The organism is Hymenobacter sp. B1770 (assembly GCF_049896385.1).
GTDB lineage: Bacteria > Bacteroidota > Bacteroidia > Cytophagales > Hymenobacteraceae > Hymenobacter.
Map to the genome: position 1 here is coordinate 515300 of NZ_JAFCUF010000001.1, position 22533 is coordinate 537832.

Sequence of the window (22533 nt, forward strand, 5' to 3'; positions counted from 1 at the left end):
GTAGAAAGGCTTCGGCTCCACTCAGCATGACGTTCGGCGGTTAGCAACTACGAGAAGCAGCTGCTTATGGCTTGTTCGAGTCTACGACGATGCGCTCCTCGCGGTTGGCCAGCTCCCAGGCCAGGTGAAACACCAGCTTGGCGCGCTTCTCCATCTTGGGAAACTCGATTTTGCTGATTTCGTCGGTCTCCTTGTGGTAGTCGGCGTGCACGCCATTGAAGAAGAACGAAACCGGGACCTTGTTCACGGCGAAATTGTAGTGGTCGGAGCGGTAGTAGAAGCGGTTCGGGTCGGCGGGGTCGTCGAAACGGTAGTCCAGGTCGAGCTGCGTGTATTTGGCGTTTTGTGCCTCCTGCACCACTTTCAGCTGCGAAGCCAGTTTGTCTGAGCCGATGACGTACACATAGTCGGCCTTGCCTTCGTGCTCTACGTCAGTGCGGCCTATCATGTCCACGTTCAGGTCGACCATGGTCTGGGCCATCGGAAACACCGGGTTCTTGGAGTAGTACTCCGAGCCAAACAGACCCTTTTCCTCGCCGGTCACGCTCAGGAACAGCAAGCTGCGGCGGGGGCCATGGCCTTCTTTCTTGGCGTTGGCAAACGCCTCGGCCATAGTAATGATGGCCGATGTGCCCGAGCCGTCGTCGTCGGCGCCGTTGAACACCACGCCGTTCTGGATGCCCAGGTGGTCGTGGTGGGCCGAAATCACAATGATGTCTTCCTTCTTGTCGCTACCCTCAATGAAGCCCAGTGCGTTTTCGGTAGGTAGCGGCGTGCGCGTGCGCGCCGCCTGTATCTGCACCGGCTTCACCTTGAAGTTGGAAGCCACAGGCTTTTTAGCGGTGTTGATTTTGGCCAGGTACTGCTTCATGCTGGCGTCGGTGGTGCCCAACATCTGCAGAGCCACGGCCGGCGAAATAAAGAAGGCCGCCGCACGGCTGGGCTGCTGCTCGGTCACCATCACGGTAGAGGGCCGGCTGATGTAGGGCGTCAGGCGGGCGGCCTGCTTGGAGAAGTTGCTGTTGGGGTTCAGGTCGACGAAAAACACCGAGCGGGCGCCTTTTTGGGTAGCCAGCTGGGCCTTGCCCCGGTAGTCGGTGCCCCATTTTGTGGGCAAGCCGTCGGCGCTGAGCAGGGATTTGCCGTCGGCGCTGGTGGGCTCGCCAAGTGCGATGAGCAGGTCTTTGCCTTTTACGTCTTGCCCGGCGTAGTCGGAGTAGCCTTCCTGCTCGATGCCGTAGCCCACAAACACGGGCTTAACCGTGGTAGCCTGCGTGAAGGGCGAGTCGCCCAGGCCGTAGAAATCGACCAGCCACTTGTAGCTTGTGTTGCCCACTTTCAGGTTGGCGCCCTCGGCCCAGCTCACCTGCTCCAGGTTGAAGCGCTGCAGGTACGGCTCGGCTGGGTCAGAAACGGGGCCGGTCAGGCCGGCGTTTTTGAATTGTTCGGCTACGTAGGCAGCCGCCATGTGCTGCCCTTTCATGCCCGTTTCGCGGCCCTCGTATTCGTCGGAGGCCAGCACGCTCAGGTGGGCCCGCAGGCGGTCGGCCGATACCAGGTCGGCGTACTTCACGCTCCAATCGGTTTCAGGCGCTGGCGCCGGTGCAACAGCTGGCACCGAAACTGACCTGCTTTTCTTGGTTTTGGTTTTAACTTTTATTTTGTCCTGGGCGTGAGCAGGAGCAACGCTGGCCAGTGCCAGCAGGGCAATCAGAAGGGTTTTGTTGGTCATTTGAAATAAAGTGGCGGGAATTCTGAATTAAGTACGCTGAATGAGAACCGTGGCATAAGCCGCCACGCCTTCTCGCCGACCCACAAAACCCAGTTTTTCGGTTGTGGTTGCTTTGATGGAGATGTCGTCTTCGGCAATGCCCATCACGGCGGCCAGCACGCGTTGCATTTCGGCAATGTGGGGATTCACCTTGGGCCGCTCCAGACAAATGGTCGAGTCGATGTTGCCCACTTCGTAGCCCTTCGAGCGCAGCAGGCGCATCACCTCGCTGAGCAGGCGCTTCGAGTCGATGCCCTTGTATTGCGGGTCGGTGTCGGGGAAGTGAAAGCCGATGTCGCGCAGGTTGGCCGCACCCAACAAGGCGTCGCAGATAACGTGAATGAGCACATCGGCGTCGGAATGGCCGAGGGCACCGTGGGTGTGCGGCACCTGAATGCCGCCTAGCCAGAACGGCAGCCCTTCTTGCAATTGGTGAACGTCGTAGCCGAAGCCGGTGCGAATTTTCATGTGTTCAAGTAAAAATTGGCTTACGGAGCCACCGCAAAAGTACCCGCCAGCGGGCGCATGAGCGCAGAAAGCCGGGCAGCTCAACTCCAATGACTAGCGTCACTAGTATTTTTTATTGTATACTAAATATTTTAGTTACAACTTACCATTGTGGTTAGTTGGTGTCTGCCAGGGTCACCCATCTTTTCAAACATGACTAAAATATTGCACTGGGCAATTCGTCAGAGTTCTCATCAATGGTGCAGCAGCAAGTGAAAATACTGTGGAAACTTTAGATACAGTAAAAGTTTCCACAGTATCTTTGCCCTGTAAATCATGGAAATCAAAGAACGAATCCTCAATCACTCGGCCACGCTTTTTCTGCGCAATGGCGTGAAGAGCGTGAGTATGGACGACATCGCGGCCAGCATGGCCATGTCAAAAAAAACCCTCTACAAATGGTTCGAAAACAAGGACCAAATTGTCCTCGCCACCATGGAGCTCCACTTGGGGAAGGTGCAAGGCGAGTGTGCCTCCATGTCAGGCCAAGCGGCCACCGCTGTGGAAGAGATGATGCGCATCACCGCTTGGGCCGAGCAGCAGTTTAGCAGCATGCACCCCGGCATTTTCTACGACCTGCAGAAGTACTACCCCGCCGCCTGGAGCCTGTTTGCGGCGCACAAGAGCACTTTTATCCTCGCTCAAATCACGAAAAACCTGGAACGTGGCATGACTGAAGGCTTGTACCGCTCCGACCTCGACGTGGACGTGCTGGCCCGCATGCACCTGGCTCAGATTGACCTCATGTTCAACGCTGAGCTTTTTCCACCCGGCCAGTTTGCGGCCCAGCGTGTGAGCCGGATTCTCGACGAACATTTTCTGCTTGGCGTGGCCTCCCTGAAGGGCCACAAGCTCATCAACGAGTTCCGCCACGTGACTGAAGAAGAATAACACCCGCTTTTCTCTCCGCTTTTCTGCATACCCCTTTTCCCCTTTTTGTTGTCGATGAAAAAGTTGTTGTTACCCAAGCTGCTGTTACTAGCGGCGATGGCCAGCGCGGCACCCACCGCGCTACTGGCCCAAACGGCTCCGGCCGCGCTGCCCTCGGCACCGCCCACGGGGGGAGTCATGGCGCTCAGCCTGCCCCAGGCCGTGAGCTATGCCATTCAGAATAAGTCAACTCTGCTGGCCACCCGCCTGGCCGAGCAGACCGCGAAGGCCCGCGTGGGCGAAATCAAGAGCGCCGGCCTGCCCCAGGTGAACGTGGGCGCCAACATCGCCGACAACTTCAAGCTCCAGAAGTCGCTGGTCGACTTTTCGAACTTTGGTGGCGCACCCTTGCAGGGCACACGGCTCACGGCCCAAGACGTGGCCGCCGCCCAGGCCGGCACGGCCGTAACCCTGAGCCCGGCCTACGGCGAGGCGCCCCAAACGGGGCCTACCCCGCTGGCTTTTGGCTTGCGCTACGCCGGCTCCACCAGTGCCAGCGTCTCGCAGCTGTTGTTCGACGGCTCTTACCTCATTGGCCTGAAAGCCGCCAAGGTGTACGAACAGCTGGCCCAGAAGCAAACCCAACAGGCCGAAATCGACGTGGTAGAGCAGGTAAGCAAGGCCTACTATAGTACGCTGGTGGCCCGCTCGCGCCTGGCCCTGCTGGGCCGCAACGTGCAGCGCCTTGACACCGTGCTCAACCAGACCCGCAAGATTTTCAAGGCCGGTTTCGCCGAAAAGCTCGACGTGGACCGCCTACAGGTGCAGCGCAACAACCTAGTGGTGGAGCAGCAGAAAGCGCAACGCCTCACCGAGCTGAGCGTGGCCTTGCTGAAGTTTCAGATGGGACTGCCGCAGCAGCAGCCCGTGCAGCTTACCGACTCGCTTGGGGCCGCCGTGGTAGACGCCAGCGCCCTGCGCCAGCGCTTGGGCGTGGCCAGCTTCGAAACAGGCAGCGGTGCAGCGGGAACCTCGGCCTTGCCCGGCCAGCCTGCCACCACCCCCGGCCAGGGCAACGCCGCCGACCAGAGCCGCGCCGACCAGCAGGCCGCTCTTAGCGGAGGTAGGTCGTCGCAGGTTGCTGCCGCGGCCAACTACAACAACCGCGTGGAGTTCTCGTTGCTCGAAACCCAGCAAGCGCTGGCCGGCCTAGACGTTCGCAACCGCCGCGCCGGCGCTTACCCGCGCTTGCTGCTCACCGGTGCCTACGGCTTCACCGGCTCCGACCCCCGGCTGGGTGGCCTAATGGAGTTCCGCGGCCCGGACTCGCGCAACGGCGCGGGCTTCATCAACCAGAACTGGTTTGGCTTCGGCAACGTGGGCCTGACGCTGCAGGTGCCGGTGTTCGATGGCTTCCGCCGCAAGTTCCAAGTGCAGCAGGGCCGCATTGCCCAACAATCCATTGAGCGGGGTTTTGAAACCCTGCGCCAGAGCATCGACTTGCAGGACGCCCAGAGCCGCACCACTCTTGTGAACGCTCTCGACGTGCTCGACAATCAAAAAGCCAATCTGGACCTGGCCGCCGACGTGGCCCGCGTCACCCGTATCAAGTTCAACGCCGGCGTGGGCTCCAACCTGGAAGTCATCACCGCCGAAACCGAGCTGCGCACGGCCCAAACCAACTACTACGGCGCTATTTATGACGTGCTGGTGGCCAAAGTTGACCGTGATAAGGCGACTGGCGAGCTGTATAGCCAGGTTAAAAAATAAGGTAGCGCGGACTTTTAGTCCGCGCCTCCAACTAAAGCCAATGGACCAATTCGCGGACTAAAAGTCAGCGCTACTGCTTGGCTGCCTCCCCTCATTTTAAAAATACTCGCTTTCTCATGCGTTTCTCTAAATCTCAACCCGCAGCCCTGTTTCTCGCTGGCACCTTGTTGCTGGCTTCTTGCGGCGGTTCGAACGACCCCAAGGCCGAACTGGCCAAACTAAAAAAAGAACAGGGCGCCAACCAGGCCAAAATAGCCGAGCTGGAAGCCAAAATGGGCGCCTCCGACCAGCCCGCCATCACGGCCACCCCCGTGTCGGTGATGAACGTGCAGCCCGAGAGCTTCAAAAGCTACCTCGAGGTGCAGGGTCGTGTCGACTTTGATCAGAACGCCACTGTGAGCGCCCGCGCCGCTGGCAGCCTCACCAGCCTGCGCGTGCAGCGCGGCGACCGGGTGAGCAAAGGCCAAGTGCTGGCTACCATCGATGCTTCTATCCTCGATGCGAGCATTGCCGAGCTGCGCACCCGCATGGAATTGGCTCAGACTGTCTATCAAAAGCAAAAAGGCTTGTGGGAGCAGCAAATCGGCACTGAAATTCAGTATCTGCAAGCTAAGAATAACTACGACGCCCTGCGCCGTAACCTGGCTACCCTCAACCAGCAGCGTGCTTTGTATAACGTGGTGGCCCCCTTCGCTGGCACCGCCGACGAGGTGATTCCTAAGCTGGGCGAAATGGTGGCTCCCGGCACGCCGGTAGTGCGCCTGACTAGCGGCTCGGGTGGCAAGATTCTGGCCGATGTGTCGGAAGCCTACGGCAACAGCATCAAGGCCGGTGACAAAGCCCTGGTAACCATTCCGGACATGGGCACCGAGGAAATTCCTGCCACGGTGCGCGTGGTGAGCCGCTCCATCAACGCCACCAGCCGCACATTCACCACCGAGCTGCGCCTAAACGGCGGCAAAGCTGCGGAGCTGCGCCCTAACATGGTCGCGACCGTTCGCATCCTGAACTACAACCGCCCCAACGCTACCGTGATTCCGGTGGACTTGGTGCAGAAAGATGAGCAGAACAGCTACGTTTTCGTGGTGGGCCAGCAAGGTGGCAAGGCGGTGGCGCAGAAGCGCATCATCAAAACCGGCAACACCTACAACGGCAAAGTAGAAGTAACCAGCGGCCTCACCGCCAACGACAAGGTGATTTCGGCGGGTTACCAGAACCTGAACGAGGGCCAGATTGTAACCGTCGCTAGTTAAGCCACAGAGGCGCCGTCCAGTGCGCTTCGGTACTGCAATAGATTATCTATCAAGCTTTTTAGTGAAGCCATGCAAGACGTAGAAAAAGAATTCGGGCCAACCAGTTGGTCCATTAATAACAAGACCAGTATCTACATCATCACGGTGATACTGTGCGTTGCGGGCATTTTCGCCTACATCAAGCTGGGCAAGGAGAAATTTCCTGACATCGTGATTCCGCGCATCATCGTGGCCACGGTGTACCCCGGCACTTCGCCCACCGACATCGAGAACCTGGTGACGCGCCAGCTCGAGAAGGAAATCAAGAGCGTGAACGGGGTGAAGAAAATCAGCTCCACCTCTAACCAAGACTATTGCATCGTGGACGTGGAGTTCAACTCTGGCGTCGACGTGCAGTACGCCAAGCAGCTCATCAAGGACGCCGTGGACAAGGCCGGCAACGACCTGCCCAACGACCTGCCCACGCCCCCCACGGTGCAGGAAGTAAACCTGTCGGAGCTGCCCATCATGAACATCAACCTGGCCGGCAACCTGCCCGTGAGCCAGCTCAAGAAGTTCGCCGACGACTTCCAGGACAAGATTGAGGCCCTGCCCGAAATCACCCGCGTCGACATCATCGGTGCCTTGGAGCAGCAAGTGAACGTGGATGTGGACTTGAACAAGCTGCGCGCCTCGCGCCTGGGCTTCTCGGACATTCAGCGCGCCATTGGCTCGGAGAACATCACCATATCGGGCGGTTCCATCAACGTGGGCAACCAGAAGCGCGCCGTGCGCGTGGCCGGCCAGTACACTCGGGCCTCTGACATTGCCAACATTCAAGTGAAAAACCTGAACGGGGCAGCCGTGCGCCTCGGCGATATTGCCACCGTGGAAGATGCCTTCAAGGAGCGCGAAAGCTACGCCCGCCTCGACGGCAAGCCCGCCATCACCCTGAACGTGGTGAAGCGCCAGGGCGAAAACCTGATTGACGCGTCCGATAACATCAAGCGCATTATTGAGGAGTCGAAGTCCAGCCTGCCCAAGGAGCTGACCATCACCGTAACCGGCGACACCTCGAACGACACCCGCGTTACGCTGCACGACCTCATCAACACCATCATCATCGGTTTCCTGCTCGTGACGTTGATTCTGATGTTCTTCATGGGCACCACCAACGCCCTGTTTGTGGGCCTTTCGGTGCCAATTTCGATGTTCCTCGCCTTCCTGCTCATCCCCATCTTCGGCTTCTCGCTGAACATGATTGTGCTGTTTGCCTTCCTGCTGGCCCTGGGTATTGTGGTCGACGACGCCATTGTGGTTATCGAAAACACCCACCGCATCCTGCACGAGCACCCCAAGCTGTCGACAGCCAAAGCCGCCAAGTTCGCCGCCGGCGAGGTATTCGTGCCCGTATTGGCCGGTACGCTCACCACGGTGGCGCCCTTCGTGCCGCTGCTGTTCTGGCCTGGCATTGTGGGCTCGTTCATGTACTACCTGCCCGTGACGCTGATTCTGACGCTGATGTCGTCGCTGGTCGTGGCCTTCATCATGAACCCGGTGTTTGCCGTGAGCTTCATGGAGCGCGAAGACCACCACAACGAGGCCAACAAGCCCAAGCTGACTAGGAGCTTCCTGATTTCGATGGGGGTACTGGCGGTCATTGCCGTGGTGGGCTACCTGTTTCGTTCGCCTTTTGTGGGCAATCTCACCCTGACCATCATCCTGTTCTGCTTCCTCAACGTGTTCGTGTTTTCGAAGATGATTGCCTGGTTCCAGACTCGCGCCCTGCCCCGCTTCCAGGACGGCTACGCCAACTTGGTGCGGGTCGTAACAGGTGGTACGCTGTGGCGGCAGGGCGCCATCATGGTAGGCATGGTGGTCATGTTTGTGCTTTCCGGGTTGGCTGTGAAGCTGCGGGAGCCCAAGGTGGCATTCTTTCCCAAGGGCGACCCCAAGTTTGTGTACACCTACCTGAAGATGCCCGTGGGCACCCGGGTAGAAGTGACCGACTCGGTAACGAAAATGCTTGAAAAACGCATCTACGGTGTTATCGGCCGCAATAACTCCGATGTGGAGTCGGTGATTACCAACGTGGCCATCGGCGCTACCGACGGCACCGAAGGCGGCGCGCCTGGCGTGTCGCAGTCGCACCTCGGCAAAGTGGGCGTGGCCTTCAAAGAGCTGAGCCAACGCACTGGTCCCAAAACCAGCACCTACATGGACAAAATACGCGAGGTGGTGAAAGGCATTCCCGGCACCGAAGTCTCAGTAGACCAGGAAGCCAGCGGCCCGCCCACGGGCAAAGAAATCGCCATTGAAGTAGCCGGCGACGACTACGTGGCCCTGGCCAAGCTCTCCAAGAAAGTGACCCGCTACATCGATTCGCTGAAAATCGGCGGCGTCGAGCAGCTGCGCTCCAACCTGGAAGACCGCAACCCCGAAATTGCTGTTAACATCGACCGCACCCGCGCTAACCGCGAAGGCATCAGCACCGCCCAGATTGGCATGGAAGTGCGGACGTCCATCTACGGCACGGAAGCCAGCAAATTCAAGACGCCGGACGACGAGTATCCCATTCAGGTGCGCTATGCCGAGCCTTATCGTTCCGACGTGAACGCCATTGTCAACGCACCGCTCACCTTCCGCGACGCCACCGGCCAGGTGCGCCAGGTGCCCATCAGCTCCGTGGCCGATGTTACCTACGGTACCACCTACGGCGGTATCAAGCGCAAAGACGTGAAGCGCGTTATCACCATTTCCTCGAACGTGCTGAACGGCTTCACCGGCCCCGACGTGGTGGCCAACATCCAGCAGGCCCTCAAGTCGTTCCCCACGCCGCCCGGCTATACCATTAAGATGGGTGGTGCGCAGGAAAACCAAAAGGAAACCAGCGACTTCTTGCCGCTGGCCGGCGCGCTCTCGTTGGGCCTCATCTTCCTGATTCTAGTTACGCAGTTCAACTCGTTCAGCAAGCCGGTCATCATCCTCTCCGAGGTGCTGTTCTCCATTGCCGGCGTATTCTTTGGCCTAGCCATCACCGGCATGAACATCAGCATCGTGATGACGGGCGTGGGCATCATCGCCCTGGCTGGCATCGTGGTGAAGAACGGCATCCTGCTGGTCGAATTCACGGATATGCTGCGCTCGCAGGGCATGCCGCTGCGCGAGGCCATCGTGTTGGCCGGCCGCACCCGTCTGAATCCGGTTATTCTCACGGCCACGGCCGCCATCCTGGGCCTCATCCCGCTGGCCATCGGCCTGAACATCGACTTCTACGAGCTGTTCGCATCCGGCAACCCCCACTTCTTCATCGGTGGTGAGTCGGTAGTGTTCTGGGGCCCCCTGGCCTGGACCATCATTTTCGGCCTGAGCTTCGCCACAATTATCACGCTGGTAGTGGTGCCAGTAATGTATTTGCTGAGCGAAACGCTAAAAGGAAAAATAACCGGAAAAAATCCCGACCACGTTGCAACCCTTTCCGAAGAGGTAGACTCTGAAGAAATACATGCGGCTTCGCCGCGGGTACTAGTTTAACCCAATAGCGCGTTGTAGGAGCTCGTTGGTAGTTTTTGTTGCAGCATTAACCACCAACGGGCACCTTCGCTGCTTGCTTCCGCTGCCTCTACGACACCTTATTTGCCTACTCTTATGTACGTATCCACCACTACTAGCCCCGTCCACACTACGCCCTCTATCGAGCAGCAGGTATTCCGTATCATCAGCAAGCGCAAGGCCATCCGGGCCAGCCGGGTGCGCAAAACCGCCAGCCTTGCCCGCGACCTCCGCTTCGACACCGTCGATGTGGTTGATATTATCCTCGAACTCGAGCGCAACTTCAGCATCGTGATTCCCGATGAAGTGCCGCTTTACACCGTGGGCGACTTCGTGCGCTACGTACGCGACCACGCTGCCGCAGCGTAAGGTCTTAGTTTTATAGATTGGTGTCTACAACAAAAAGCCCCAGCAACTCATATTGCTGGGGCTTTTGTTTTGTCAAAAGGGGGGCTACCGCACGTTACCGCCTGCGTCGAGGTTGCCGGCATCCGTAGCGTTGCGGCTGCCTTCCCAGGCTCGCACGGTAGGGCCGTTGGTGGGGCCGCTGGGCTGGGCGTCGGGGCCGGCCTCATGCACGGGGCGCGGGCTGCTGCTTTCCGGCGAACCCAAGCCCGAATCGGTGTTGGAATGAGCAGGAGGGAGGTCAACGGTGCCGTGCTGCTTGGCCGACTCCGGGGCCAGCTGCGCGCGGTTGGCGTCAGGAGCCGACGACGAAGCAGGAGTTGAAGCCGAGGTCGAAGTAGCGGCACTGCCCGACATGGTAGCGGCCATGCGCTCAGCCGAGGCCTTATGCTCGTCGGTGTCGCCGGTCATGGCCAGGCCCGGGCGGGTCGTTTCCCACTCGGTAAACTTGTCTATCTCAACTTTCAGAGTAGTGGAGAACCACGCTACCAGGGCCACATCATCGAGCAAGCCCAGCACCGGAATAAAGTCCGGAATCAGGTCAATTGGGCTCAGGAAATAGATGAGCACGGCCACGGCGGCGGCAATGGTAGTGCCGGGCACGCCAGTATACTCGCCCGACATAGATGCCTTAATAAGGCGGAACATGGTCTGGAGGGTTTCCCAGGCCTCATGCGCCAGCGTGCCTACGTCGTTTTTCTCGCTGGCCTTTTTGTACGCGTCGGTCAGCAACTGCTTCATGCGGGTGGGCTGACGAATGTAGCCTTCCGCTGAATTCAGAAATTTCTTGAAGAGTGCAGAGCCAGCAACTTCGTTGCTGCTAGGGGGAGTTTGTTGATTTTCAGCCACGGGGAGCAGGGTTAGTTAATGCGAAAAGAGTGCGAGGGCGGCGCAGTAGGCCTATGCCTGAATACTGATTTAAGCGACTCAAGGTTTTTAGTTAAACGACGTTTCATGCCGCGAAAAGTGAAATAGCCTCCGGTGCTTCGCTACTGCTAAGTGCGGAAGCCTAGCGCAGGCAAAGCGCCAAAAGCAACGGCCTGCTTCCGAGGAGGAACAGGCCGTTGAAGAAGATGCCCAGACCAGTGAGATGGGCTGGGAAGTCCGCTTGGCCTATTCAAAAACCTTCACTACAAACACATAGTCCTTAAGCTTCTTTAGCTGCTGGGGACGCGAGCTGCCCGCCAGCTGCCCATAGCGGGGCAAATGGTAGGGTATAGCGGGTTTGGCTGCCGCCAGCGAGTCGACCAAACGCACCAGATACGACGACTTAGTGGCGAATGCCGCGCTTTGCGCATCGTTCTGGCGGCCGCTCACCACCCCAATCAGGTTGCCGCGCTCGTCGAGCAGCGGGCCACCCGAGTTACCCGGGTTCACCGGAATGCTGACTTGGTAGAAAGCCGTATCGCCCTGGAAGCCTGAGCGGGCGCTCAAGGCGCCTTCGCCATATACTACGTCCTCACGCGGGTAGCCCAGCGTGTAAACCCGCTCGCCCAAGTCGGCTTGGCCTGCCTTGATGGCGTAGGGCAAACGGCCGAAACCGCTAAACCGCTTGTCGGTAATGCGCAAAATGGCCAGGTCATGCTTCACGTCGGAATACACTGGCTCGGCGTGGTAGCGCTTGTGGTCGCGGCCCTCCACCAGCACCGAATCGGCGCCCTGAATGACGTGGTAGCTCGTAACCAAGTACCCTTCCGAGGTAAGGGCGAAGCCCGTTCCGCTGCTTTCTTTGGCTACTGGGGGCGTTGAACCGGGGCGCCCAAATTGGTTAAGCGTTAGTGTTAAGTCCTTCTGGTTCTTTTTGATGCGTTCTACTTCCCGCTTGAGCACGGTGTAGCCGTACATCGAAGGCTGGGTTTTGGCCGCCCGCCACCACTCCAGGCCCAGCAGGGTAGCAAATACGGCCAGCACCGCCACCGAGGCTGCCACGCCCATGGTGGCCCGGTGCCCGTTCCAAAAATCGCGCAGCACACGCTCGGCGCGCGAAATGCGCAGCATGGGGTTCACGGAGTGTGTGAGGCGGCGCGGCGCGGTGGCCGTTTCGGTCGCAATCTCAGGGGTTTCAGCGGCTAGCATGGCCGCGTGCAGCCCTTGCAGCTTCTGCCGGGTACTTTGGCGTTGGCCGTATGCGCGCAGAGTGCCGGTCAACTCCGTGAAGTCGGCGTAGCGCAAAGCCAGAGCAGGGTCGGCCGCCAGGCGCGCTTCGAAGTTGGCGCGGGCAGGCCCGGCCAGTTCTCCGTGGGCGTAGGCTTCAAATAAGGCGTAATAATCTGCTTCGGTCATCATGGGCAAAAGCGGCTGGCCTGGGGCCGGCGGCGGTAAGCAAACTGGGGATTCTGCGGGCAATCAGCTCGCGGCTAACATCAGATAGACTCTTCTTTATAGTGAGTGAAAAATAGTTTTTTCAGGCGCACCAAGCACTTGTATTTCTGATTTTTAGCATTGTCGGCGTTGGTGTAGCCGAATTCTGCAGTTAAGTCCTGCATGGATTTGTCGAGCAGGTAAAAGCCTTCGATAAGCGAACGGCAGGGCTCGCCGAGATGGTTCAGGGCCTCGCTCATGGTGTCGAAGCGGCGGTCTTGTTCCTCGGCAGCGAGCAAATCTTCTTCGGCTCCGGTGTTCAGGTAGGGGCCATGTTCCTCGTCGTCGAGCAAGCGCACGCCGAAGCGGCTTTTGCTCGTGAGGCGTTTTAGCCACACACGGCGGCACACGGCGTAGAGGTAGGTTTTAATCTGGCAGCTCAACTCGAGGGAGCCGTCGCGTACTTTTTCATAAAACACCATCACGCCTTCCTGGTACACGTCCTGGGCGTCGTCTTCCGTGCCGCTGTTTTGCAGCACGAAATGCGACACCATGGGCCAGTGCAGCCGGTAGAGGTGGGCCAGGGCCCGCTCATCGCCGCTACGAATAGCGGCAATCAGCACATCGTCGGTGGGAGTCAAAGAAGAGGAAGTAGGATTGCCCCTGCTCATTCACTTTCGGGGATTAATACGAATACAGGGCATAAGTAACCCGGTAAAATAATTTATTTACATGCCGGGTTACCTTTTCAATAAGCCGGAATAAAGGGCAGCTTTTGAGTTAAATCACTTTCAAAATTACCCCCAAAATGAAGAACCTGATTAAAGTTGCCGCCCTGGGCCTCGCCCTGACCGCTGGTCTGACCTCGTGCGAGTCGAAGACGACCGAAACCACCACCGTTGAGGCTCCCGGTACCACCGAGACCACCACGATGTCGACTGACAGCACCATGACCGACGCTACCATGACGGACGCTGCTGGCACCACCACCGGTACCACCACCGGTACCACCACTACCGAAGGCACTACCACCACCACCGAGCAGAAGTAATTAGCTGCTGGCCTTGCGCCAGCCTGCTGATTAGTCTGACTGGTCTGAAACAGCCCGGATTTTCCTACAGGAAAGTCTGGGCTGTTTTTTTGCCTGCCTGCGCGGGCAGAAGCCCCAACAACCTACTCCACCAAACGCAGCAAGTCGGCGGCAATGCCCGGCCAGGGTTGGTGCAGATTGAGGGTGACTACCCGCACGGGGTGCCCGCCCAACGTATAGCGCACGTCCACATTCTGAGTGGCAGCAGGACCGTGACCGGCAGGGTAAAGTAGGATGCCCTCCAAAGCCTGGCCCGGTGCCGGGCGCTGGTTTTGCAGGTAGGCGTAGAGCTGGTAAAGGTGCGGCGCTATGAGGCGCTGCCGGTCGTAGCGCGGACGCAGGGCTGCTGCGTAGTACTTGGTATCGAGGATAATTTTACGGTCGAAAGCTTCGAGGGTGGTGTCTGTGAGCATGGTGGGCAGCAGGGCCAGGTCGTCGGTCTGTCCGTCGGCCTGCCAGGCAATGGTTTCGGCGTATACCCGGTAGCGGCGCTGCTCGCGGCGGAAAAAATTGCGCGTGAACTGCTCAAAAAGCCGGGCCATTAGGGCTTCGTCGCGGCGGAAGTCGGCGAAGCGGTTACGGCCGCGGGCAGTGGGCTCGGGCAAGGCTATCTGCCACACTAGCTCGCACACGTGCAGCAAAAAAGCGGCTTGGCTGCTGAGCCGTTGCCGACGCAGTTCCCGAAACGTAGCGGCCGTGGGTGGCACCGAATTTCCGGCCGTGACGGACGCAGGAAAGCGCTGGCGCGTCTGGCTCAACTCGCGGCGCAGTGCCAAAGGAAGCTCAGCAGCATTTGCCAAGCTGCCCAGCGTGTGAGCCAGCAAGCGGTGCAGGGGCGAATTTGGGCTTAGCTCATCGAAGGTGCAAATGGCACGGCCACGCTCTAGCAAGCCGCGTCCTAGGCTGGGGGCCAGTTCAATGCGGCCGCGCAGGCTGGTAAGTTCGGCTTCCTGGGGCTGAAAGGTGCGTGGCAGGCCTGCCCTGAGCAGACGGCGGGTGCCGTGCAGCAGCACCTGAGCCAGCAGGCCCAGCGGTCGGTGAAACGGGGTGGCCTCGCTGGCTTGCAGCACGGCGGGCTCGGGCAGCCGGTTCCAAGCATAGCACAGGAAGTAATAAAGCGTAACTACCGGTATCAAGGCTATTGGCTAAATAAAACGAAGGCGGATGCGGAAGCTGCCGTCAGCTGCAGCAAACGGCAGCTTCCGAGACCGTGTTTATGCTAGCAGTTTGCGAAGCTGGGTAGCGGCCGTAGCCGGTTGCTCGCGCCAATAGTCAGCTAGCAGCGGTCCAATTTCCTGCTCGAAAATTAAGCGAAGCCACTCGGCGGCTTGCGCGGGCTGGGGTGGCGGCTGGCAGAAGTAGCTGTGGCCAATCTGAAAATCGGGGCCGAGTTCGGGGTCGTCGGCTATGGTTTGGTTGAGGGCCGCCATGCGGAAGCACAGCTGCTCGATGACGGTGCCGGGAACTTGGCGCGCGGCCAGAAACTGCCGCAGCGGAGCACCAAATTGGGGCTTCAGCTCCACGAAGGCAAAGCGGCGCCGCAGGGCATAGTCGAGCGGGCTAAGGGAACGGTCGGCTAGGTTGAGGGTGCCGATGACGTGCAGATTGTCGGGCACAAAGAAGCGCGGGGCGTCAGGCGGAGCATAGGGTAGGCGCAGGGCGTGCGCAGGCCCGCGCTTGTCGGCTTCCAGCAGCAGAAGCAGCTCGCCAAAAATGCGGGACACGTTGCCGCGGTTCACCTCGTCAATCAGCAGAAAATACGGCTGGTCGGGGTCGGCAGCGGCGCGCTGGCAGAGCAGTGGCAGCACCCCGGGCACCAAATGAAAGCGCCCTTCGGCATCGGGCCGGAAGCCTAGCATAAAGTCCTCGTAGCCGTAGCTGGGATGAAACTGCACCAGCTCGATGTGGCTTTCGTCTTTGGCCTCCAGCAGCAGCCACGCCAGGCGGCGGGCCAGAAAAGTCTTGCCCGTGCCGGGCGGGCCCTGTAACAGCAGGTTGCGGCGCCGGGCTAGGCCGGCCAGGGCGGCTTCTAGCTCGCCCTCCGTGATGAATAGCTCGGTGGCGGCATCGGTCCGCGTGTAGGACGTTGGCTCGTAGGCGGCAGATGGCTCGGCCACGGTGTCGGCGGGGCTGGAGTCGCTGGCCTCGCGAACTAGCCCCGTGTACAGGGCTTCGGCTTGCTGGCGGGCGGTTTCGTCCCCGTCGTGGGCCGAGCCGGAGGTGAGAACGGGCCGCTTGGTGCTGATGGTAAAGTCAAGCCCTTCTAATACTGCATTGGTAGGGCCGCCAGCTGGGCGCGGCCAGTGGGCCGCCGGGTTGCCGGTGGCTAGGCGGTAAGCGAGCTCGGCTACGGCGCGGGGCGGATAGCGCCGGCCGCGGTACACCAACTCGTACACCGTGCCGGCGGGCAGGGGGCGACCTTCGCGCGTTATCTGCCGCAGGGCCCGCAGCACCTGCTCGCGGGTAAGCAGCGGCTTCGGGCTGGCCTGGGCCGACGAGGTGGACGCAGAATGAGGTGGGACAGGAGGCATGGCAGGCAAGGTAGAAACCGGAGCAAGTAACGGACTCCGCCCAAAAAAGAACGTCATGCTGAGCAAAGCCAACGCATCCTTCCCGCTGTTGCTGTATAGCTGAGGCGGGCGCAAGAATGAATCGGCTTTGCTCAGCATGACGCGCTGAGCTTTTGAAAATCGGGATTACGGGGTCACTGTGAACGTGCGGGTTACCGAGTTGAACGCGCCGGGCAGCAGGTTGCCGCTGCCGTCAATTAGCTCCAGCTTCACGGTGTTTTCACCGGCGGGCAGGCCTTCCATCTGATAGGGCACCCAGCGTTCAATCATGAATTCGTTGCCGTTGATGGTAGCACGTACGCGGTTTCCACCGGGTTCCAGGGTAGTGTTGACGAGGTAGAAATCCAGCATAACGCGGCGCGCATCGGCGCCGGCATACGTGTCTTTCGGGCGGCTATAGAACAGGTTAGGCGCTTTTACGTCAATGATGGGCGCGCCAGTTGGCGTAGCGGAGCCCACGTTGATGATGCGCAGGTCGTAGGCGCCGCGGTGCTTCAGGCTCTCGTGGTAGGAGCGCGACAGGAACGACAGCACGGCGTGCTGCCCGTCGGCCAAGGGCTTGCGGAAGCTGGTTTCGTAGTGAGCCGTGTAGGGCTCGTTGTCCACAATGTTGTGGATGTGCTGGCCCTTGGCCGAATTCGCCATTTGGGCCATGTGCGGACCACCGCTCATCTTGGTGAGTTGAAAGTTGGTGATTTGGTAGCTGAAAGGAACCTCACCGCTGGGCACGGTGGAGTTGGCCATGGGAGCCCGGAGCTGCATCTGAGCTTCGGGGAAGCGGGGCGAGTCGGTGAAAGGCGTCAGGCGAATGCCGTTCGACTCCATGCTCTCGGCGTTGGAACTGGGAGCGCTGGCAGCGTTGACGCCACCGGCTGAAGAACTTACATCAGTGGCCGGCCGGCTTGTTTCGCAGCTAGCCAGCAGTGCCAGGGTAAGAGTGGTGCTGCACAGCAGCCAGGTGGAACGTTTCATGAAAACAGAGCTCAAAAATGTTTGTTGGTAGTTAAAGAAATGCAAATAGCGTATGTAACATTACCCACAAAAATGCGATGCTTGCGGAGAGGACCTGGTGCCGGGTTTTGCTTAACTTGCGGCGTTGTTCACCGTGGGGCTTATTTGCCTCAAAGTAAACCTAAATTTTCCATGCAAGACCAACTTCTTGACCAAATTCCCTCGCTCGACCTGGCCGATTTTCGTTCCGGGGACCCTGAGCGCAAAGCCCGTTTCGTGCAGCAGCTTGGCGAGGCTTACCAAAACATTGGCTTTGTAGCCCTGAAAAACCACGGCCTCAACGACGAGCAAACCAAGCAGCTGTACGCCGATGTACAGGCGTTTTTCCAGCTGCCCGACCAAGCCAAGCAGCGCTACGAAAACCCCGAACTGGCCGGTCAGCGTGGCTACATCAGCAAGGGCAAGGAGCACGCCAAGGGCCGCAATACCGGCGACCTGAAGGAATTCTACCACGTGGGCCAAGAAGTGGAAGACGATACCGACCCTATCAAGAACGAATACCCCGCCAACATCTGGCCCGAAGAAGTGCCTGGTTTTAAGCAAAGCACTTTCACGGCCTACCGCACCCTGGAGAGCGCCGGCCAAGATGTGTTGCGCGCTATTGCTCTGTATTTGCACTTGCCCGAGACTTACTTCGACGACAAGGTGAAGCATGGCAATAGCATCCTGCGTCCGATTCACTATTTCCCCATCGAAAACCCCGACGAGGTGCCCGCCGATGCCGTGCGCGCCGCCGAACACGGCGACATCAACCTGATTACCCTGCTGATGGGTGCCAGCGCCGATGGCCTGCAAGTGAAGCGCCGCGACGACAACTGGATTCCCATCACGGCCCTGCCCGACCAGATTGTGGTGAACGTGGGCGACATGCTGCAACGCCTGACCAACGGCGTGCTCAAGTCGACCATTCACCGCGTGGTGAACCCGGCCCGCGAGAAGATGAACACCTCGCGCTACAGCATTCCGTTCTTCATGCACCCGCGCTCTGAAATGAGCCTGGCGGCTTTGGAGCACTGCGTGACCGAGGACAACCCCAAGAAGGAAGCCGACATTACCGCCGGCGAATTCCTGAACGAGCGCCTCATAGAGCTGGGGCTGAAGAAAAAGTAAGCCCTGCGCTACCAAGTAAAAAAAGCGGCCCGTCGTAACAGACGGGCCGCTTTTTTTACGGGTCTACGGTCGAGGCGAACGTGGCGGGAATGCCCACAGTTGCTTCAAAAGCGCAGGAAGCCGTTGCCTTGGACTTAGCCGTTTGTCTTACCTTCGGGTGCAGGCAACCTCTCTTCTTGTGCAGCCCCTTTCCTCGTCCTCGACTCCGGTTTCGCTGGCGCCACCTCCCCGGCGCTCCGGCAAGCGTACGCGGCGGGTGCGGGGCATCATTTTTCTGAAAGACGTAGCGGCCCTGGCCTTTACGGCCTTCGGTGGGCCGCAGGCGCACCTGGCCATGATGTTCCGGCTGCTCGTGGACAAGCGCCGCTACATCAGCACAGCCGAGCTGCTGGAGCTCCAGGCCCTGTGCGCCCTGCTGCCGGGCCCCACCTCCACGCAAACCATCACGGTTATCGGATTCCGGCTGGGTGGGCCCAACCTGGCCTACCTCACACTGCTGGTGTGGATGACGCCTTCTGTCACGCTGATGACGGTGGCGGCGCTCACCCTGAGCCACCTCGACCCGGTGCGCGTGGGGGCGCTGGTGCAGTTTGTGCAGCCGGTGGCCGTGGGCTTCGTGGCGTTCTCGGCTTACCGCATTGCGGAAAAAGTTATCCATACCAAAACAGCCGTTGGTTTGATGGTGGCCTCGGCCATGATGGCCTACTTCTTCCAGCTGCCCTGGATGCTGCCGCTGCTGCTGCTGGCCGGCGGCGCCGTGACCACGGTGCGCTACCGCAAGCACGCCATCATTCAGGAGAAAAAGCCACTGCAGGTGGAGTGGGCCAACTTCTTTCTGTGGCTGGGCATCCTATTGGGGGCGGCGGTGCTGGGCCACTACACCCGGCTGCTGCCGGTGCGGCTGTTCGAGAATTTCTACCGCAACGGCTCGCTGGTGTTTGGGGGCGGGCAAGTGCTGGCGCCGCTGCTCTTTGCCGAGTTTGTGAAGTTCAAGCACTACCTCACGGCGCCCGAGTTCTTATCGGGGCTGGGGCTGGTGCAGGCCATGCCAGGCCCCAATTTTTCGATAGCCGCCTACATCGGGGCGCTGGCCATGCGGCCAGCCGGTGGGCCCGGCATGCAGGTAGTGGGGGCGCTGGTCGGCACAGCCGGCATCTTTTTGCCTGGTACGTTCCTCATATTCTTTGTCATTCGCTTCTGGGACCGGCTGCGGCAATACCGCGTGGTGCAAGCGTCGCTGGAAGGCATCAACGCCGTGAGTGCTGGGCTGGTGTGCGCGGCCACGTTTCTGCTCTACCATCCCCTGCCCGATAGGGAGCTGAGCCTGCCGTTTCACCTGGGGCCAATCGATACCCTGCCCCTCAACCCGTTGCTGGTAGGCACTACGTTCCTGGTGCTGCTCACGGAAAAGGTACCGTCGGTGTTCATTGTGGGGGCGGCACTGCTGGCGGGGGTGCTGCTGCGGTAGGGCAAGGCAGGCGAGTGCTTTCGCAAGAATCAGGTTTTTTCGTGACGAAGGTCATGGGCTGCGCCCGGGCGTTGGCTGACCTTTGCGAGTAATTCCATCAACCGCTGCGACTTTCGCACCCGACAAACGCATTCTGTCATGACCGTCACCTTTTTCAACTCCAAGCAATACGACCAGCAGTCCTTCACGGAGGTCAACGAGCAATACGGCCATGAGCTACGCTTTCTGGCCGTGCCGCTGAATGCCCAAACCGCCGTGCTGGCCAAGGGTGCGCAGGCCGTGTGCGTGTTCGTGAACGACCGGGTTGATGCGGAGGTGCTTGAGCAACTAGCTGAGGCCGGAGTACAGCTGCTGGCCCTGCGCTGCGCCGGCTACAACAACGTGGACTTGCCGGCCGCTGCCGCCTTGGGCCTGCAGGTGGTGCGGGTGCCCGCCTACTCGCCCTACGCCGTGGCTGAGCACACCCTGGCCCTTATTCTAACCCTGAACCGCAAAACGCACCGGGCCTACAACCGGGTGCGCGAGGGAAACTTCGCCCTCACCGGCCTGCTGGGCTTCGATCTGCACGGCCGCACGGTGGGCCTTATTGGGTTGGGCACCATTGGTCTGGTAACGGCCCGCATTCTGAAGGGCTTCGGGTGCCGCGTGCTCGGCTTCGACATCCAAAACAGCCCCGAAGCAGAAGAGATAGGCGTGGAGTTTGCCGACCTCGATGGCCTTTATGCCCAGTCCGATATTATCTCGCTGCACTGCCCGCTTACGCCGGAAACCCATCACCTGATTGACAACGCTGCCGTTGCCAAGATGAAAGACGGGGTGATGCTGATTAACACCAGCCGCGGCGCTATCATCGACACCAAGGCCGTAATCAAGGGCCTCAAAAGCGAGAAGATTAAATACCTGGGCTTGGACGTGTACGAAGAGGAAGGCGACCTTTTCTTCGAAGACTATTCCAACAAGGTTATTCAGGACGACGTGTTTATGCGGCTGCTTTCCTTTAACAACGTGCTCATCACCGGGCACCAAGCCTTCTTTACGGCCGATGCCATGCACAACATCGCCCAGATTACCCTGCAAAACATCACCGATTTCGCGGAGAAGAAGGAGTTGGCCAATGCCGTGCAGGCGTAAGGCACGGTGTGCTATGAGCCTAAAGAAAAGTTAAATCGCACGTCATGCTGAGCTTGCCGAAGCATCTCTACCGCGCAGCTAATAAAGTTTCGTATTGCGATAGAGATGCTTCGGCAAGCTCAGCATGACCGGCTTTTTTCATAGGCAGCTTTTTAGGATAGACTCTAAAGTTGATGCATCGGCTAATGTGCTGAAACCAGTGCATCAATGCTCTGTACAGGAACAGCAATACATCACCTCGCTCCAGCCTGGCCATTTATTTCCTTCCCCTGACGATGTCCGCATGATTTACCTGTTCGCGCTGTTGCCTATTCTGCTGCTGGTCGCGGTTTCCTTGACCAAGGGCGTGAAGCCGGCGGTGCTCGTGAGCAGCGTGGTGACCTCCGCCCTGTTCTTCTATTGGGGCGCGGGAGGCGGCCATTACCTGGGGGCCGTGGTGGTGTCCTTGCTCACCACTTTCAACATTCTGCTGACGGTGCTGGGGGCGGTTTTTCTCTACACCGTGATGCAGCACACCGGGCTGATTGAGCAGCTTACGCATTCGCTCGATAAGCTGCATCCGTCCAAAGAGCTGCGGTTTTTTCTGTTGGCTATTGGCCTCACGGCCTTCTTTGAGGGCGTGGCGGGTTTTGGTACCCCCGGGGCCATTGTGCCGCTCATCCTGATAGCGCTGGGGTTTGAGGCCGTCCTGTCGGTGTCAGTGGTGTTGCTGTTCGACGGACTGTTTGCGCTCTTTGGGGCCGTGGGCACGCCCATCCTCATTGGCTTGCAAGCGCCGTTGGGCCTGGCGGCAGCCGATGTCAATACCATTGGCCTCACAGCGGCCTTGCTCATGAGCGGAGTGGGGTTGCTGGTGCTGGCGCTGGTGTTTCGGCTGGTGGGCCAGGAGCAGGGGCCGCTGGCCAACCGGCGGCTGGTGCTGCTGCTTTATGCCTTCCTGATGCTGCCCTTCTGTGGGCTGGCCTGGCTGGCACCTGAGCTGGCTACGGTGTTCGGTGCGCTGTGCATGCTGGGCCTGTCGGTGCTGTACTTCAAGCCCCGCGGCGTCAAGCTCGACCTCCGCCCCTGGCTGCCTTATGCCGTGCTGGCCGTGCTCCTGCTCCTGCCCAAGCTGCTGCCACCACTGCGGCAGTTCCTGGACTGGGAACTGGCCTTCGAGAACCTGTTTGGGTCGGGCATTCGGGGAGGCATCAAGCCGCTGCAGTCGCCTTTTCTGCCGTTTGTGGCGGTGGGCCTGGGCGTGGCGTTGGTTTGTAAACTTCCGTCGCTGCCCCTCAGGGAACCGCTTGGTAAGATGGGCAACGTGTTTGTGGTGCTGTTTCCCTCGGTGCTAATTGCGCAGCTTATGATTTATTCGGGGGGCACGCAGCCGTCAATGGTGCGCTACATCGCGGAGCTTCTCAGCCATCTGGGTCAACTGTACCCGGTTTTTGCACCACTCATCGGGATAATGGGGACCTTCATAACTGGCAGCACTACTATTTCCAACCTCGTATTTGGGGCCTCGCAACAGCAAGCCGCTGTCTCGCTCGGCATCAGCTCTAACGTAGTACTGGCCCTGCAGCTGGTCGGGGCCTCGCTGGGTAATGCCGTTTGCCTATTCAATATCATTGCCGCTGCCTCCGTTGCCAACATCAAAAACTACAAGGCTGTGTTAGCTCACAATCTCATGCCTACGTTGCTAGCGGCTTTGCTAGCCGGGCTGCTGGGCACTGGCCTGCTCGCTGTATTGCAATAGAGAATCC

At 59.5% G+C, this 22533-nt stretch carries 17 protein-coding genes and 1 pseudogene; 10 read left to right on the forward strand and 8 right to left on the reverse strand.

Going from position 1 to position 22533, the window contains the following annotated elements:
• Nucleotides 1–64: 64 nt before the first annotated feature.
• Nucleotides 65–1732, reverse strand: a complete 1668-nt coding sequence (locus tag ACP7AJ_RS02095) for a M28 family peptidase (protein ID WP_426058526.1) — start codon at nucleotides 1730–1732, stop codon at nucleotides 65–67.
• Nucleotides 1733–1759: 27 nt separating this feature from the next.
• Nucleotides 1760–2239: a 2-C-methyl-D-erythritol 2,4-cyclodiphosphate synthase gene (gene ispF / locus ACP7AJ_RS02100; protein ID WP_426058527.1), complete on the reverse strand. Its 480-nt coding sequence runs from the start codon at nucleotides 2237–2239 to the stop codon at nucleotides 1760–1762.
• A gap of 315 nt (nucleotides 2240–2554) precedes the next feature.
• Between ispF and ACP7AJ_RS02105 the strand changes: the two genes are divergently transcribed.
• The 5 genes from ACP7AJ_RS02105 to ACP7AJ_RS02125 all read left to right on the forward strand — a co-directional run bounded on the left by ACP7AJ_RS02105 (nucleotide 2555) and on the right by ACP7AJ_RS02125 (nucleotide 10071).
• Nucleotides 2555–3169, forward strand: a complete 615-nt coding sequence (locus ACP7AJ_RS02105) for a TetR/AcrR family transcriptional regulator (RefSeq protein ID WP_426058528.1) — start codon at nucleotides 2555–2557, stop codon at nucleotides 3167–3169.
• A 54-nt stretch (nucleotides 3170–3223) separates the two neighbouring features.
• Nucleotides 3224–4918 carry a TolC family protein gene (locus tag ACP7AJ_RS02110; RefSeq protein ID WP_426058529.1) on the forward strand — a complete coding sequence of 565 codons (1695 nt, stop codon included), beginning with the start codon at nucleotides 3224–3226 and terminating at the stop codon, nucleotides 4916–4918.
• A 116-nt stretch (nucleotides 4919–5034) separates the two neighbouring features.
• Complete coding sequence (locus ACP7AJ_RS02115) at nucleotides 5035–6171, forward strand: efflux RND transporter periplasmic adaptor subunit (protein WP_426058530.1); 1137 nt, start codon at nucleotides 5035–5037, stop codon at nucleotides 6169–6171.
• Nucleotides 6172–6240: 69 nt separating this feature from the next.
• Nucleotides 6241–9684 carry an efflux RND transporter permease subunit gene (locus ACP7AJ_RS02120; protein ID WP_426058531.1) on the forward strand — a complete coding sequence of 1148 codons (3444 nt, stop codon included), beginning with the start codon at nucleotides 6241–6243 and terminating at the stop codon, nucleotides 9682–9684.
• Nucleotides 9685–9798: 114 nt separating this feature from the next.
• Complete coding sequence (locus ACP7AJ_RS02125; protein ID WP_426058532.1) at nucleotides 9799–10071, forward strand: acyl carrier protein; 273 nt, start codon at nucleotides 9799–9801, stop codon at nucleotides 10069–10071.
• A 522-nt stretch (nucleotides 10072–10593) separates the two neighbouring features.
• On the opposite strand, the pseudogene ACP7AJ_RS02130 reads toward ACP7AJ_RS02125, so the two are convergent.
• The 3 genes and pseudogenes from ACP7AJ_RS02130 to ACP7AJ_RS02140 form a co-directional block, all read right to left on the reverse strand.
• Nucleotides 10594–10848, reverse strand: a pseudogene (locus ACP7AJ_RS02130) (YkvA family protein); the annotation flags it as partial.
• Nucleotides 10849–11220: 372 nt separating this feature from the next.
• The gene (locus tag ACP7AJ_RS02135; protein ID WP_426058533.1) at nucleotides 11221–12393 is read right to left on the reverse strand and encodes a trypsin-like peptidase domain-containing protein; all 1173 of its coding nucleotides are present in this window, start codon (nucleotides 12391–12393) and stop codon (nucleotides 11221–11223) included.
• Nucleotides 12394–12470: 77 nt separating this feature from the next.
• The gene (locus tag ACP7AJ_RS02140; protein WP_426058534.1) at nucleotides 12471–13049 is read right to left on the reverse strand and encodes an RNA polymerase sigma factor; all 579 of its coding nucleotides are present in this window, start codon (nucleotides 13047–13049) and stop codon (nucleotides 12471–12473) included.
• Nucleotides 13050–13216: 167 nt separating this feature from the next.
• On the opposite strand from ACP7AJ_RS02140, the gene ACP7AJ_RS02145 reads away from it, so the two are divergent.
• On the forward strand, nucleotides 13217–13459 hold the full coding sequence (locus ACP7AJ_RS02145; RefSeq protein ID WP_426058535.1) for a hypothetical protein: 243 nt from the start codon (nucleotides 13217–13219) through the stop codon (nucleotides 13457–13459).
• A 122-nt stretch (nucleotides 13460–13581) separates the two neighbouring features.
• Here ACP7AJ_RS02145 and ACP7AJ_RS02150 read toward each other — a convergent pair whose 3' ends face one another.
• The 3 genes from ACP7AJ_RS02150 to ACP7AJ_RS02160 form a co-directional block, all read right to left on the reverse strand.
• Complete coding sequence (locus ACP7AJ_RS02150; RefSeq protein ID WP_426058536.1) at nucleotides 13582–14634, reverse strand: 5-methylcytosine restriction system specificity protein McrC; 1053 nt, start codon at nucleotides 14632–14634, stop codon at nucleotides 13582–13584.
• 78 nt (nucleotides 14635–14712) lie between these two features.
• Nucleotides 14713–16029, reverse strand: a complete 1317-nt coding sequence (locus ACP7AJ_RS02155; protein WP_426058537.1) for an AAA family ATPase — start codon at nucleotides 16027–16029, stop codon at nucleotides 14713–14715.
• Nucleotides 16030–16194: 165 nt separating this feature from the next.
• Nucleotides 16195–17040: a hypothetical protein gene (locus tag ACP7AJ_RS02160; protein WP_426058538.1), complete on the reverse strand. Its 846-nt coding sequence runs from the start codon at nucleotides 17038–17040 to the stop codon at nucleotides 16195–16197.
• Between the two features lie 171 nt (nucleotides 17041–17211).
• On the opposite strand from ACP7AJ_RS02160, the gene ACP7AJ_RS02165 reads away from it, so the two are divergent.
• The 4 genes from ACP7AJ_RS02165 to ACP7AJ_RS02180 all read left to right on the forward strand — a co-directional run bounded on the left by ACP7AJ_RS02165 (nucleotide 17212) and on the right by ACP7AJ_RS02180 (nucleotide 22526).
• Nucleotides 17212–18189, forward strand: a complete 978-nt coding sequence (locus ACP7AJ_RS02165) for an isopenicillin N synthase family dioxygenase (protein WP_426058539.1) — start codon at nucleotides 17212–17214, stop codon at nucleotides 18187–18189.
• A 178-nt stretch (nucleotides 18190–18367) separates the two neighbouring features.
• Nucleotides 18368–19657: a chromate efflux transporter gene (gene chrA / locus ACP7AJ_RS02170; RefSeq protein ID WP_426058540.1), complete on the forward strand. Its 1290-nt coding sequence runs from the start codon at nucleotides 18368–18370 to the stop codon at nucleotides 19655–19657.
• A 138-nt stretch (nucleotides 19658–19795) separates the two neighbouring features.
• Entirely contained in the window at nucleotides 19796–20788 is a 993-nt protein-coding gene (locus ACP7AJ_RS02175) for a 2-hydroxyacid dehydrogenase (RefSeq protein WP_426058541.1), read from the forward strand.
• 283 nt (nucleotides 20789–21071) lie between these two features.
• Nucleotides 21072–22526: an L-lactate permease gene (locus tag ACP7AJ_RS02180; RefSeq protein ID WP_426058542.1), complete on the forward strand. Its 1455-nt coding sequence runs from the start codon at nucleotides 21072–21074 to the stop codon at nucleotides 22524–22526.
• Nucleotides 22527–22533: the final 7 nt, after the last annotated feature.